Consider the following 14,834-nt stretch of genomic DNA (forward strand, 5'->3'; position numbering starts at 1 on the left):
TCGATGGAATTTAAAGATCAAGTGTTAGAATTATTAGCAGAAATTTGTCAAGATGAGGTTGTTAAGGAAAATCCAGATATCGATTTATTTAATGAGGCACTATTAGACTCATTTGGAACAGTCGAGTTATTGGTTCAAATAGAAGAACGTTTTGGAATCCTTGTCCCGATTACCGAATTTGACCGTGATACTTGGAATACACCAAATCAAATCGCCATTCAGTTGGCTGATTTGAGATGAAGAAGCCTGTATTTATCCCGCTTTTTCTAGCGTTTTTTGTTTTATTTATCCTAGTAATCATTCCCGATCGCTGGATTGAAAGTCTGATTCCGAAAAACCGAATCAGTCAAGCAGCAACAGAATTAAATCCCTTCATGTTTCAGGGTAAATATATACAACAACAAATGCTCGATGATAGCCGTTATCTGCCCATCTATGGTTCATCCGAACTGGCAAGGCTTGACCGTTTTCATCCCTCTAATTACTTTCAAGAGGTCCATGAAGACTTCACACCTTTTTTGATCGGCCGTGGCGGAACCGAGTCATTGATTCACTTTTTAAATTTTTCCGAGCATATTAATCAGTTAAAGGATAAGAAAATTGTGTTTGTGTTGTCTCCGCAATGGTTTAATCCAAAAGGAGCCGATGAATCACATTTTGTACCCAACTATTCTTCCCTGCAGGGATATGATTTTGCTTTTAATCAACAGATTGATCCAGCGGTGAAGAAACAGGCCATTAAGCGCCTCTTAACTTATTCATCTGTTAAAAATGATCCGATTCTCTCGACACTCTATAAAGCGGAGGTCACGAATGATCCTTGGACAAAACGGGAAGCCAGTGCTCTCCGCCCTGCTGCATTAGTCTATCGGCATTTGCTAGAGAAAAAGGATTTATATTACTCCTTGGCAGGCGGTTTTTCTCGTCATCGGGACCTTACCCCGAAAGTCAGAAATAAATCGTGGAACGAATTAGCGCAGGAAGCAGACCAATTTGGCGCCAAGCGGGCAACAAACAATCACTTTTTTATCGTAAACTCTCAATATAATAAAATTAAAGGTTTCATACCGTCTTTAAAAAATAAAGACTTGAACCGTTCCTACGGTGTGTCAAAAGAATACGGAGACTTTCAGCTTGTTCTTGATGTATTAAAGCAAGCGGGAGCAAAACCATTGTTTATCTCTATTCCGGTCAATGGTCATTATTATGATTATACGGGTTTCCCTAAGGAAGGGCGAACTGCCTATTATGAACGGATTAAAAAGCAAATAGCAGCGGAAGGGTTTCAAGTTGCTGATTTCTCTGGCCATGAATATGATCCGTATTTCATGAAGGATACGATTCACATTGGATGGAAGGGCTGGGTCTACACGGACTGGGCCATTAAGCAGTTTTATGAGGGGAATAATATAAACGTAGCTATGGCCAATCATTAAAGCACAGACGGTAAATGGATAACATGAAAAAGGCAACTGCCCACATCGGGTTCAGTTGCCTTTTTCAATAATATTAATTAATAAACAGATTGATGATTAACACACCTGCAAGTCCGACAAGTGATGCAATCGTAACCATTACGGACCATGTCTTAATAGTTTTACCTATAGATAGGTTAAAGAATTCCTTGTAAATCCAGAAGCCTGCATCATTTACATGGGAGAATGTCATACTGCCAGCGCCGGTCGCTAAAACCATAAGCTCTGGACTAACATGTGTTGCTGCAACAAGTGGAGCTGCAATACCAGCTGCTGTCATTCCCGCAACAGTTGCAGATCCCAAAACCACACGTAATATGGCTGCAATTAACCAGGCTAGTACTAATGGAGAAATAGATGATCCCTCCATTAGATGGGCAACGTATTTATCGACATGGCTGTCAATCAATACTTGTTTGAATGCACCGCCGCCGCCGATGATTAATAAAATGACGGCAATACTGCTGATCGATGCTGTTAGTGAATTCATTAGTTCCGGCATTTTTCTGCCGCGGTTAAGACCAAAGGTGAAGATGGCAACGATTACAGAAATTAGCAAAGCAACACCAGGATTCCCTAAAAATTGAGCAGCAGGTAATAGACCCGATTTTGGCGCTACAATTTCTACAATAGCTTGGAACGCGATAAGAATTACTGGAATAAGAGCTGTAAACATACTAATCCCGAATCCTGGCATTTCTTCTTCTTTAAAGTGTTTAGGTGTAAAAAGTCCTTTTGGAATCTCTACTTCCAAATCTTCTTTTTTAAATAACTTCGTATACAATGGTCCGCTTATAATAACAGCAGGAATACCAATGATAATCCCGTATAATAATGTTTTTCCTAAATTTGCTTGATAGATCCCCGCAACTGCTGTTGGTCCTGGATGCGGCGGAACAAAGCCGTGCATGGTAATTAACGCCGCTATAACCGGCATTCCAATATATAGGATCGGAACCCCTGCTTCTGCTGCAATTGTGAATACTAATGGAATTAAAACAACCACACCGGTTTCAAAAAATAAAGCGATTCCAACAATGAACGCAGTAAGCACAGCAGCCAGCTGAACTCTCTTCTTGCCAAATGCCCGGATTAATGTAACAGAGATTCGCTGGGCACCACCGGAATCAGCCATCAGTTTCCCAATCATACCCCCAAATACAATAACCAAAGCTAGATTCCCCAATGTACCGCCTAAACCAGTGGTAATGGATGTCATTGCCTCGACTGGTGACATTCCTTCCATTATACCTACCAACAAACCTACTACAACCAATGAGATGAAAGCATTTAATTTAAAGACCACCATTAATAATAGTAATAGTGCTACTCCTATGCAGATATATACTATTGGCATGTTCTCCCTCTTTTCCTTTGTTTTAAGGGGATGCCAATTCATTCGTAATTGGCATCCTTTTAAACTAAAAATTATTTACCGCTTAATATTTCAGCTACTTCTTTTAAATCAGTTTTGGACCCGACGTTACCAGGGAAAATGACATACGCCATGCCAGGATACTTACTTTCATCACCTGTTCTCCACACCGGGATTCCAGGTCGAATCTGGCCAGCTACTGTTGCCCTTTTCACCTTCAAGCCTTTTGTTCCGACATCACTCGAAGTAATCCCGCCTTTGGCGATAAGAAAATTCGGTCTGACTTGTAATCTGGTAACAATACTTGTAACCGCATCAGAAATAGAAACGGATAGTTTTAACTCTTCTTCTTTTTTCCCTTCCCCAAGGTCAAGACGCTCTCTGCTGGTATAAACGGCAACGGTTTTACCTGCGCGAATGAGAGTTTCTGTTGTTTCAATTACCCTGTCACATTCCTTCTGGAATAAGTCAGGCTGTAAAACTAAATGACTGTTAAACTCAATAAATTCAATATCACTAAACTTTTTAAGCTCTTCCAGCTGTTCAGTTGTCTTTTTCACATGAGAACCGATAATAATTAATCCGCCATTCCCTGTATCTTCTCCGACTAATTCCTCTCTAGTAAGGAGCGGTTTGCAGCTTACTCCTCCAATGACTTTCGGAAGAGCTGCTGCACTTCTAAATAAGAAGTTCTTGCCGCCGTTGATGGCCTGTACTAAAGCAAGGGTAAAGATCTTTACATCCACCTCCTCAACAGCATTTACTACTACTTTATTAAAATTTTTCACTTGAAGAAGCTTTTCTGTTATTCTGTCAATCTGCAATGAACGCAGCTGTTCAAGTGAAATATATAACGTATTTTCAGCTAAAAATTCTCCATTGGACTTTTCTTCGATCCATTCACCTAAATCCGATTTTGTGTACCCAAAGGTGCGGTCCTTGGCAAATTCTGTTTCGCCAGCAGGTACAAGCTCTTCACCATATTGGACATAGTGAATATTATTGATGGTAAGGCGTCCTCCCTCTTTGAAGAAAGGTAGAATGACTTCTCCATCGATTGTTAGATCAGAATCAGTTTCAATGGTATTCTTTAAAACGTTTGTTTCTAATGGATAATGTCCCCTTAAGGTGGAATCTCCACGGCTAATGATGATAAATTCCCTGTTTAATTTCGAAGCTACGGTAAGAATATTTTCCGCCATTTCACGGTGGGCCTTCTCTGTTTCTTCTGCTGTAAATCCTCTTGAATTGGTCAAGATAAAGAACATAGACTGTTCTTCTCTAAAGCCCTGTTTGATGCTCTCTACTGACCAATCTGTAAAAACAGAGATACCATGGACTGTTTGTACACCAGTGGGATCATCATCCAAAACAATTATTTTTTTATTCAATGTCTTTAATGCTTCGGCAAGCAATTGATCCACCTGTGCACGGTTTACTTCAGGAAGAGTTTTAAGAATTTCTACGGATACTCTCTTTGTCTCGTTCATATTTTAAACCCTCTTTACTTCAACATTTGCAAGTTTTTCATAATATCTAACAATGCTGCCATGATCGTCTTTTATTTTCCCATCCACCTTTAATGCATGGAAAATCTCTAGTAATTGGCTTGATAGAGGTAAAGGAACACCGATTTCATGAGCTGTATCCATTACATTCGTAATGTCTTTCATATTGATAGCAATGCTTCCACCAGCGACAAAGTTTCTATCTAATATCATTGGTACCTTTGCATCGAGCACTGCACTTCCTGCAAGTCCTCCTCGGATGGCTTGATACATTTTTTCAACATTAATACCTGCTTTTGCTGCTAATACGAGTGCTTCAGACATAGCCGCAATGTTAAGGTTTACAATAATTTGATTAGCAAGCTTCGCTGTTACTCCGCAGCCATTATCACCTACTAAAGTTACGTCTTTCCCCATACCATACAGCACGGATTGAACGCTTTCAAAAACCTCTTCTTTTCCGCCAACCATGATAGCTAACGTACCGTCAATTGCCTTTGGCTCCCCGCCACTCACGGGTGCATCAAGCATTCCAACACCTTTTTTTGCTGCTTCTTCAGCAAGTTCTCTTGATACTTCAGGAGTAATAGAACTCATATCAATGATAACCGAGCCTTCTTTTGCTCCTTCAAGAATGCCCTTTTCGCCGCTGACTACTGCCTTTACGTGGTGAGATGCTGGGAGCATTGTAATGATGACATCACTATTTTCTGCCACTTCTTTAGGAGATGATGCTGCAGTTGCTCCAGTCTCTACTAAACTATTTACCGCCTCTTGATTAAGATCGAAAACTGTCAGTGTGTGCCCTGCCTTCATTAGATTTAATGACATCGGTTTCCCCATGATTCCAAGACCAATAAAACCAACTTTTCGTTCCATTTTTATTCCTCCTCTAAGTCTTTTCATTCAATATACATTAAGCAAATTGCATCCTCTAAATAGCAACCGCTTTCAATTAATGATTACATTTGTAATTGTATACTAACTTTTTTATTTTGTATACATTTTTATTAGTTTTTGTATATAAAAATTTATTTAGTGTATACTTTACTGTAGATAAAAGGAGACTCTGTATTTTTTTGTCTAAAAATTTGGTAAGATAATTTTAATTAGTGAAATCATATTTGAGGTGAAAACTTTGTTAGGAAGTGATCGTTCTCGTCCTGCTTTCCATCAATCCTATGAAATTATTCGTGATAAGATTTTAAATGGAGAGCTTCCCGGAGGGACCAAGATCGTTGAAGAAAAAGTTGCTGCTGAATTAGGAGTGAGCAGAACCCCAATACGTGAGTCCATTCGAAAATTAGAACAAGAAGGGCTTATTGTGAATAAGAGGGTGGTCAAGCCGACCGAAAAGGATTTGAGAAATATGTTTCAAGTCCGCATTCTATTGGAGGGCTTTTCAGCAAAATGTGCAGCATCTTATTTGAAGGAAGACGAACTTGAATCTCTATATAAATGTGTTGAGATTGGAAGGCAAGGCACCGTTGAAGAGATTATGCGTGCCAATGAGCGCTTTCATGAAATTATCGTTCATGCCAGCAATAATTCGGTTATGATTGATATCATTGACCGTATGCAATCGATCATTTATCTTTTCCGTAAAACCGTTGTATTTTACAACCGTCCTCATCTAATCGATGAACACGAAGAAATCTATGATGCCATTAAAGCCAGAGACGGTGAAAAAGCTGAAATGCTGATGAAACACCATTTACAAGCAGATTTAGACTTTTGCTTGCATTTGATTGGTAAGTAGATTGAAACAACAGGTTATTTAAGAATAATAAATAATCCTTATAATGAAAGCCAAAAGAACCTGCCTGATATTCAGTAGGTTCTTTGGTCTTCCATTCATTAACGGTTTTTTTATTTTTCCGCTTCACCTTTAATAGGTTCCCCTGTTTTTTCATCAAGGAAAAGTTTTTTAGTACGAGGTCCATTTTTAAAATCAAACATACTTTCAATGCTGCCTGCTTTTGCATCAAGAGAAGCACCGCCAATGCGGCCTAAGTTCCAGTTATCCTCAATAAACTTAAGGATAGAGGATTGATCGGTTACTGTATGATCTACAAAATTACTCTTTGCATATGGCGAAATAACTAATAGCGGTAATCTTGGACCATATCCCGCTTTCCCTGACTCAACTGTTTGACCATTATCTGGTCCTAAGACATGATCATACCAGCCATCTGAATCATCATAAGAAACGATGACCGCTGTATCTTTCCACTCAGGTGTTTTTTGAAGACGATTAATGGTATTAACAATAAATTGCTGCTCATCTAATGGATCTGAGTAGCCAGCGTGACCATCTTGATACATAGGAGCTTTAAGGTAGCTTACACTTGGCATACTTCCCTTGTCTACAGCCGTCCAGAAATCTTTCATATCATATTGGTGATTAGCCTGGTCCTGCTTTCCGATCATATCAGGTGAACTTGGAGCCTTATGATCTGGATTTGCCGTTGACTTGTAGTATTCAAAAGGCTGGTGATGCGGGCTATAATCCGTCACTTGTGATCCGCCGATATTTGTACTCTTGTGGGTAGGATCAGCAAAACCACCCTCGAACCACCCCCATGTAATACGTTTAGAATTTAACAAGTTTCCGACGTTTTTATTGGTGTCATCCATTGCTGCTGTCACTCCAGTAGAAGAATTATCAAAGTGAGGGTTTGGATCACCTGTAACCGTTCTATTTTCATACTCATTTAAAACATCATTAGGTACTTCTTGACCATTTTTGTCAAACAAGGTGGCTCCGTGAGTCTCACCCGAAATCAGGTTCAATGCACCAGGGGTCGACGGACCAAACACAGTTCCAAAAGAATTATCGCTCATCGCAAAGTTTTGGGCATAGTTCCAAAGAGCAGTAACAGTATTTCCATCATAATAATCCATTACAATTTTGGGGTCACTGCCTCTTCCCACTGTCTCAACAAATTTGTCCATTTTTCCGCCATCAACAGCAGCAATTTCATCGTGGTAACTATGATCCATATCAGCTGTCATCGCTTGAGAACGATCTAACCGGACTGGATTGGCAGCATTTGGATTATTAGTAATTAGATTGTTTTTTTCGATATCTGGCTGAGTACCATTGTAATCTTTTGGAGTTAATAGATTATTAACTTCGGGGGTATTCTCTTTTGCTATAAATTTAGGTTCTCCCTTCAGATTTAAAGCATATGGATATGTACCAAAGTAATGATCAAATGATACATTCTCTCCGAAAATAACGACTACATGTTTGATTGGTGTCTTTGTTTGGACCTTTGATTCCTTAACCTTTATACTTTGTTCGGTATTAGCCTGGGCATGAACCTTGGTGTTAACAGCTGGATACACCGCTAGCAGTGTACCTAACGCAGCAGCACTTAAAACATTAATCACTTTAATCATTTTCTTTCCATCCATTAGAAATGCCTCCTTGTAAGTTTCTTCCTCTCTACGATCAATATTTTACTCCGATAATGTAAATACAGTGTTTACCTAGAGTAAACGCACGACAAAGAAAGATTAGAAGGAGATTAGAATAAGATGAAAAAAAGATGAAAATAAACATATATTGGCCTTAACCAAATTAAACCCCAAAAAAATAAGGTCCTATCTTATATTTTCAATAGGACCTTTTACTATTATAATCGAATACCAATCTTTACATAAAAATAGTAAATCGTACTCAATTTGTCTTGATATCTAACCGCTAAACCGTCATTTTCCAATTTGATAATGCCAGCCAGTTTTCTTTTTCCTTATAATCAGGCATGATTTTTCCAACAAGGCGCCAGAAGGAGCGGTCGTGATTTAGATGGACCATATGGCACATTTCATGAACGACGACATAGTCGACCACCTCATGAGGTGCCATTGCCAGCCTCCAATTAAATGTTAACTGCTGCCTAGAATCGCAGGTTCCCCAGGTCGTTTTACTATCCGTGATACGTATGGAACGTGGTTTTGTTTTAAAATGTCTTTGAAAGGAGGAGATACTCTTCTCTACAAGTGCTTTACACTGCTGATAATAAAAGCGTTTTAGAGCTTGTCTTACTTTCTCATCCTCTAGATGCCTCACATAGATTTGTAACTTTGCTTCTTCAAACACCACATAGTCCTGCTCCATATTTTTGTTTTCAGTAATTTGTATGGGATACGTGGTTCCTAAATAAAGAAAGCCCTCGCCAGGCTCATAGACCTTTTTTTGCGGCCCATGCTGCCTATCCTTCATTTCTTTTATTTTCTCCTGAATTAAATCCCATTTCTCCTCTAATAATTGAAGCACTCTTTCATCAGATGTTCCTTTTGGTGCCTGAATTTCCAGATTTCCATAGCTATCAATCGTCATTCCTAAGGAGGTTCGGTTTTTGTACTTTATTTCAAAACGTATGGTTTTACCTGAGTAGGTATGTAACATATCTTCACCTATCGTGCTTTATCCCCTGTATTTAATTGCTAGTCCTTTAAGGAAATTCCGGGCAAATTTATCTCCGCATTCCTTATAATTCTTGTGCCCTTCTTTTCTTAATAAAGCACTCAGTTCTCCTTTTGAAACTCTGATGCCTGCCTTATCGAATATATCCAGCATATCCTCTGTGGTTAATGACAAGGCTATTTTTACTTTTTTTAACAGGAGATTATTTACATTTGCGCTTTTAGGTGATACCGGTTCTGGTGTATTGGATTGCCCTGGTTTTTGCTCTTGTTTTCCTCTTTTATGAATAATAAAGCCATTTAAAAAGGAATCAAACATACTGTTGTTACATTTCATTTGAACGTCATTTTCATCATCATCATCATCTGATTTTGTTAGTATTTGTATCACCTCTGGTACACTTACTTCCACGCCGCCCAGTTTAAAGATCTCTGCCATTTCTTTATTTTTTATTTCTAGAGCATATCTCAAACGAATTAAAATATCGTTATTATCCATCTATTAACCTCCTGTTTTTTACAAAGCTAACGCTTATAGACATCTCTACTACTTATAACGAAATCCTTGATTCTTAATCACAGGACTGGTGTTTTTTTCATATTGTTCAAATCCTTTGTCGTAAAAATGCGCTATTTTACTTGACCAGTCACTGGAATCCTGCCCACTCGTCCGTTCAGACATAAAGGCTGAAATGGTCTCATCATATTGGTCAATGCTTTTCATTTGAACTTCAGCATCATACTTTTCTTTAAGATGGGTTGCCTTAAGAGGCAATCTTGGTTTTTGAGCAGGGATCGTTCTTGGATGACCAATGACTAGACCTGAAATCGGAAAAACATATTCCGGCAGTTCTAATAGATCAACAAAGATGTGGGGATTTCTCCTTATCCCTCCAATTGGGACAATCCCCAGTCCCATCGATTCAGCGGCGATTACCGCACTTCCCAAAGCGATTCCAATATCTGTTGAACCGACGATAACAGCCTCCAGATCCTCAACAATTCGGAAATTAGCGCCATTTTTTTCAGCTGCCAGCTTTGCCCGATAAAAATCTATGCAAAATACAAGAAAAACGGGAGCTTCTTTTATCCACCTTTGCTTGCCCGCAGCCTCTGCCAATGCTGCTTTCTTTCCAGGATCTCTTACTTCGATAACGCTCACTTGCTGACCATTAATCCAATTTGGCGCCGCCATAGCAGATTCAATAATTGCTCTCACCTGTGTTTCGCTTACATCTTTTTCAGGGATGAATTCCCGTACGGAACGATGATTTTTAATTACGCTAATCGTTTCATTCATAACATTACTCCTTTTGTATACCATGTTTCACGTTGATCACTTCTCATCTAAAATAAGCTGCGAGACACACTCCACATGTGTTGTCATCGGGAACATATCAACAGGCTGGACCTCTACGGTTTTATATCCGCCATCTTCAAGAATTCTTAAATCCCTCGCTAATGTAGCCGGGTTGCAGGATACATACACCACTTTCTTAGGCTTCATATCAATAATCGTCTGTAACAAGGCTTCATCACAGCCTTTACGAGGCGGGTCTACCACGAGAACATCGGCAGCATTGCCTTCCTTGTACCACTTTGGAATCACAACCTCTGCTTCTCCCGCAGCAAACTCGGCATTGGCCAGTCCATTCAACTCCGCATTTCGCTTGGCATCTTCAATCGCTTCTGGCACCACTTCTACTCCGAAAACATTTTTAGCCTTTTGTGCTAAAAATAAAGAAATCGTGCCGATTCCGCAATAAGCGTCAATAACGGTCTCTTCCCCGCTTAGGTCTGCATACTCAAGGGCTTTGTCGTATAACACCTTTGTCTGAACCGGGTTCACTTGGTAAAACGATAAAGCAGAGATAGCAAATTTCACATCACCAATATAGTCGTAAATGACTTCACTACCCCATAACACCTTTGTTTTTTCACCTAAAATAACATTGGTACGTTTGGAATTTACATTGTGAACAATCGATTTCACCTTTGGAAGCCGGGCAACGATTTCCTCAATCAGCTGATCCTTTTGTGGTAAATCGGCGGTTCTCGTAATCAGCACAACCATAAGCTCGCCAGTCTGCTTCCCGAAGCGGGCCATAATATGGCGAAGGACTCCTTTATGTGACTCCTCCTGATACGCCGGAATGCCAAGCCTGCTGCAAATCTCTTTGATTGTCTGAACTGCCTCATTAATTTCCGGCAGCTGGATAAGGCTTTCATCGGTATCGACAATTTCATGGCTTCTTGGTTTAAAAAAGCCGGCAATTAATTTGCCATCTTTTTCACCAACAGGCACCTGGGCTTTATTTCGATAATGCCACGGTTTGTCCATTCCAAGGATCGGATGAACGACCACATCCTCCAGTTTGCCGATTCGAGTAAGCACCTCTCGAACCTGGTTTTCCTTGTATTTTAACTGGCCTGCATAACTGATATGTTCAAGCTGACAGCCGCCATATTTTTGACGATCGCTGCTTGGAATTTCCACCCGGTACGGGCTTTTTTCATAAAGTTCTATTAGCTTTCCGAAACCATAGCTCTTGCCAGTCTTAATTACCTTCACTTTAGCTTTTTCACCAGGCAATCCATTTGGGACAAATAAGGGATACCCATCTACCTTAGCTACTCCAGACCCTTCATGGGTTAAATCTTCGAACACGACATCTATATACTCGTTTTTAGTTACTGGTACGGTTTTGTTCATTCAATTCTTCCTTTGCTCCGAAATTGACTAGAAAGATTGTAACATATAATGGGTTGGAATACGAAATGGGGTTCGTGGGGGCAACAATTCCACCGCCTATTTAAAAGGGACGCCCTGGTTAGGACGCCCCAATAATTTATTCTTCCGCTTTCATTGCAGCAACTTTTTCCTTTACTTCCTCAATATTTCTCATCTTATTATCCCAGCACTTTTGACTTAAGTCGACTGGATACTCTTCCGGATTCATCGTACGCTTATATTCATCCCAGAGGGCATCAAGGTTTTGCTTTAAGTAGTCACGCGCCTCTTCCAAACAAGGGGCTTCATAAACAAGCTCCCCATTTTTAAATATGTCCACGTGAAGTTCTTTTGCCGTAAAGTTAGTTACGATTTTATTTATGAACGTATGAGTAGGGTGGAACATGCGCAGCCGTTTTTCCGGCAGCACCTCATCCTCCATCGCAATATAATCGCCTTCTGCATGATGATTGGTATTATTAATAATCCGGTAAATTCTCTTCATCCCCGGAGTCGTCACTTTAACCGGATTGGAGGAAATTTTAATCGTATCTTCTAATTCTCCATTTTCATCTTCAATCGCAACAATTTTATAAACCGCACCAAGGGCCGCCTGATCGTATGCGGTAATCAGCTTCGTCCCAATTCCCCAGCTGTCTATTCTTGCCCCTTGCCCTTTCAAACTCATGATCGTATACTCATCTAGGTCACTGGAGGCTACAATCTTCGCTTCTGGAAAACCTGCTTTATCGAGCATTTTCCGAGCCTCTTTGGAAAGATAGGCAAGGTCACCGCTATCAAGACGGATTCCAATGAAATTAATTTTATCGCCCAGTTCCTTTGCTACCTTAATCGCATTTGGCACACCAAGGCGAAGGGTATCATATGTATCAACTAAAAAGACACAATCCTTATGTGTTTCTGCATATTTGTGGAAAGCTGTATATTCATCCTTATAGGCTTGAACCATGGCATGCGCATGTGTTCCAGATACAGGAACCCCAAACAGTTTTCCTGCCCTTACGTTACTGGTTGAGTCAAAGCCTGCTAAATAAGCGGCTCTTGTTCCCCAAATAGCGGCATCCATCTCCTGCGCCCGTCTTGTTCCAAATTCCATCGCTACCGCATCACCAACAACCTGCTTAATTCTTGATGCTTTGGTTGCAATTAATGTTTGATAGTTCACAATGTTAAGTAACGCCGTTTCAATAATCTGTGCTTCGCCGAGCGGTGCATCAACCCGTAAAATCGGCTCATTTCCAAAGACAAGCTCGCCTTCTTGCATAGCACGAATCGTACCGGTGAAACGCATATTTTTTAAATAGTCGAGGAAATCATCTTTGTAACCCACTTCATTTTTCAAATATTCAAGGTCTTCTTCACTGAAATGAAATCCTTGGATAAATTGAATAACTTTTTCTAAGCCGGCGAAAACAGCATAGCCATTTCCAAACGGCAGCTTACGGAAGAACAGCTCAAATACCGCCCGTTTATTATGTATGCCATCTCTCCAATATGTCTCTGCCATATTAATCTGATACAGATCCGTATGCAGAGATAAACTATCATCATGATAAAAGTGTTTCATAATAAAACCTCCGGAATACTATTACAGCTTATTAACATTATAACTCATAATAACATTTAAAAACCTATTTCACCACCGCACCGAGCGTTTGTTCAAAGTGACCAAGCGCCCAATCATGGCCAGCTTGATTAAAAGAAGCAACAGCATCCTTATAGACAACAATAGTAAATCCCCTGTTATAGGCATCGACTGCCGTATGAAGCACGCAGATATCCGTACAAACACCTACTAGATGTACCTCTGTAATACCCCGTTCTCTTAATTTGATTTCAAGGTCTGTTCCTGCAAAGGCAGAGTAGCGGGTTTTATCCATATAGGCCACAAGATCATTCTGTGTATTTTCCTCGTAAACACCTTGAAGAGCCCCAAACAAATCCCGGCCTGACGTTCCTCTTAAGTTATGGGGCGGAAATAACTTTGTTTCGGGGTGGTATTCATCCCCTTTATCATGTACATCAATCGCAAATACCACATAATCACCATTTGCAATGAACTCCTTTGTCAGTTCCACAATTTTCCCTTCAATCCTTTGACCCGGAACCCCGCAGGTTAATGCCCCAGCATCTGCAACAAAATCATGGGTATAATCAATATTGATTAAGGCTTTCATTTCCGCTTCCTCCTTAAGAGTGTCTTTCACTCATTATACACAGAATATGGAAAAAAGTCCGCTCCAAATGGAACGGACTCTCCTTAACTATATCTTTGACCAGACACCCAATCGGTCGGCCGGTCATTCGGACGAATATCAGCAAGTGGAACAAAAACTTCCAAATGGCGGTACAAGTTTTCAAACTCTGCCGGAAGCAAACCGCCAAATTCCCCGTCTAGATTTAATTGCACCTTTTCATTGGAATAAACCTTGATACGATTAGCCTGTGTATAGATTACATTGGGATCATTTACGTGTTCACCACGGACTGCTAACGTAGAAATCCGGATAAACTCTGCAAGGTTTACTTTTTTCAAAATTAATAAGGAAAATAGCCCATCATTAATCGATGCATCTGGTGCGAGCTTTTCAAATCCACCAATGGAGTTGGTCAGCCCAACGAGGAACATCATTGCTTCCCCTTCAAACAGCTTTCCATCATACTCAATCCTTAGGTCTGAAGCTTTAATGGACGGAAGCATTTCCATCCCTTTTAAATAATAGGCAAGCTGTCCAAGCATGGTTTTTAGTTTGCTTGGCACTTCATATGTAAGCTCGGTAATCCGGCCGCCGCCAGCAATATTTATAAAATAACGATCATTTATCCGGCCAATGTCTACAGGGATCAGTTCCCCTTTGGTAATGATATCGACCGCTGTTCCAATATCTCTAGGGATTTGAAGAGCTCTGGCAAAATCATTCGTTGTTCCCGCTGGGATAATGCCTAATTTCGGACGATATTCCTGTTCTGCGAGTCCGTTCACTACTTCATGTATGGTTCCATCGCCGCCTGCTGCAATGACAACATCATATTGGCGTTCCACTGCTAACTGAGCAGCCTTCGTGGCATCCCCCGCACCTGTGGTCGCATGGCAAGATGCTTCATATCCGGCAATCTCTAGTTTTTCAAGGATTTCCGGTAAATTTCTCTTCAGGATTTCCCGGCCTGAAGTAGGATTGTATATCAGTCTTGCTCTTTTCATTAATCATCATCCTATTTTTTAAATAACAATTGGCGTTGTCTGTTGAATATTCTACCAATTATTATTCTAGCTTACAAATATATTGTAA

The 14,834-nt window shown here is 40.2% G+C and carries 14 protein-coding genes; 3 read left to right on the forward strand and 11 right to left on the reverse strand.

The window, feature by feature from the left end:
- The first annotated feature begins 3 nt into the window (after positions 1-3).
- Together dltC and dltD are read left to right on the forward strand one after the other, a co-directional pair.
- Positions 4-240: a D-alanine--poly(phosphoribitol) ligase subunit 2 gene (gene dltC / locus CVD27_RS09715; protein WP_101647700.1), complete on the forward strand. Its 237-nt coding sequence runs from the start codon at positions 4-6 to the stop codon at positions 238-240.
- Complete coding sequence (gene dltD, locus CVD27_RS09720) at positions 237-1,436, forward strand: D-alanyl-lipoteichoic acid biosynthesis protein DltD (RefSeq protein ID WP_101647701.1); 1,200 nt, start codon at positions 237-239, stop codon at positions 1,434-1,436. The genes dltC and dltD overlap by 4 nt, the downstream gene beginning before the upstream one ends.
- A 73-nt stretch (positions 1,437-1,509) precedes the next feature.
- Here dltD and CVD27_RS09725 read toward each other — a convergent pair whose 3' ends face one another.
- The 3 genes from CVD27_RS09725 to garR all read right to left on the reverse strand — a co-directional run bounded on the left by CVD27_RS09725 (position 1,510) and on the right by garR (position 5,237).
- Positions 1,510-2,832: a gluconate:H+ symporter gene (locus tag CVD27_RS09725; protein ID WP_101647702.1), complete on the reverse strand. Its 1,323-nt coding sequence runs from the start codon at positions 2,830-2,832 to the stop codon at positions 1,510-1,512.
- Positions 2,833-2,903: 71 nt separating this feature from the next.
- Positions 2,904-4,340 (reverse strand): four-carbon acid sugar kinase family protein, encoded by a 1,437-nt coding sequence (locus CVD27_RS09730; protein ID WP_101647703.1) that lies wholly within the window; start codon positions 4,338-4,340, stop codon positions 2,904-2,906.
- A 3-nt stretch (positions 4,341-4,343) separates the two neighbouring features.
- Positions 4,344-5,237 (reverse strand): 2-hydroxy-3-oxopropionate reductase, encoded by an 894-nt coding sequence (gene garR, locus CVD27_RS09735; RefSeq protein WP_101647704.1) that lies wholly within the window; start codon positions 5,235-5,237, stop codon positions 4,344-4,346.
- A gap of 250 nt (positions 5,238-5,487) precedes the next feature.
- On the opposite strand from garR, the gene CVD27_RS09740 reads away from it, so the two are divergent.
- Positions 5,488-6,117 (forward strand): GntR family transcriptional regulator, encoded by a 630-nt coding sequence (locus CVD27_RS09740; RefSeq protein ID WP_180960216.1) that lies wholly within the window; start codon positions 5,488-5,490, stop codon positions 6,115-6,117.
- Positions 6,118-6,227: 110 nt separating this feature from the next.
- Here CVD27_RS09740 and CVD27_RS09745 read toward each other — a convergent pair whose 3' ends face one another.
- From CVD27_RS09745 to CVD27_RS09780, 8 genes are all read right to left on the reverse strand, one after another.
- Entirely contained in the window at positions 6,228-7,778 is a 1,551-nt protein-coding gene (locus CVD27_RS09745) for a phospholipase C (RefSeq protein WP_257984316.1), read from the reverse strand.
- A gap of 289 nt (positions 7,779-8,067) precedes the next feature.
- Entirely contained in the window at positions 8,068-8,775 is a 708-nt protein-coding gene (locus CVD27_RS09750) for a M48 family metallopeptidase (RefSeq protein ID WP_101647706.1), read from the reverse strand.
- An 18-nt stretch (positions 8,776-8,793) separates the two neighbouring features.
- Entirely contained in the window at positions 8,794-9,291 is a 498-nt protein-coding gene (locus CVD27_RS09755; protein ID WP_101647707.1) for a YehS family protein, read from the reverse strand.
- A 48-nt stretch (positions 9,292-9,339) separates the two neighbouring features.
- Complete coding sequence (locus CVD27_RS09760; protein WP_101647708.1) at positions 9,340-10,092, reverse strand: NADPH-dependent oxidoreductase; 753 nt, start codon at positions 10,090-10,092, stop codon at positions 9,340-9,342.
- Between the two features lie 36 nt (positions 10,093-10,128).
- Complete coding sequence (rlmD, locus tag CVD27_RS09765; RefSeq protein ID WP_101647709.1) at positions 10,129-11,505, reverse strand: 23S rRNA (uracil(1939)-C(5))-methyltransferase RlmD; 1,377 nt, start codon at positions 11,503-11,505, stop codon at positions 10,129-10,131.
- A 136-nt stretch (positions 11,506-11,641) separates the two neighbouring features.
- A complete protein-coding gene (locus tag CVD27_RS09770) occupies positions 11,642-13,111 on the reverse strand; it encodes a nicotinate phosphoribosyltransferase (RefSeq protein ID WP_101647710.1) in 1,470 nt (489 codons plus the stop codon).
- Between the two features lie 64 nt (positions 13,112-13,175).
- Entirely contained in the window at positions 13,176-13,721 is a 546-nt protein-coding gene (locus tag CVD27_RS09775; protein ID WP_101647711.1) for a cysteine hydrolase family protein, read from the reverse strand.
- Between the two features lie 83 nt (positions 13,722-13,804).
- The gene (locus tag CVD27_RS09780) at positions 13,805-14,746 is read right to left on the reverse strand and encodes a diacylglycerol kinase (protein WP_101647712.1); all 942 of its coding nucleotides are present in this window, start codon (positions 14,744-14,746) and stop codon (positions 13,805-13,807) included.
- Positions 14,747-14,834 lie beyond the last annotated feature (88 nt).

Source organism: Neobacillus cucumis, assembly GCF_002860255.1.
Lineage (GTDB): Bacteria > Bacillota > Bacilli > Bacillales > Cytobacillaceae > Neobacillus > Neobacillus cucumis_A.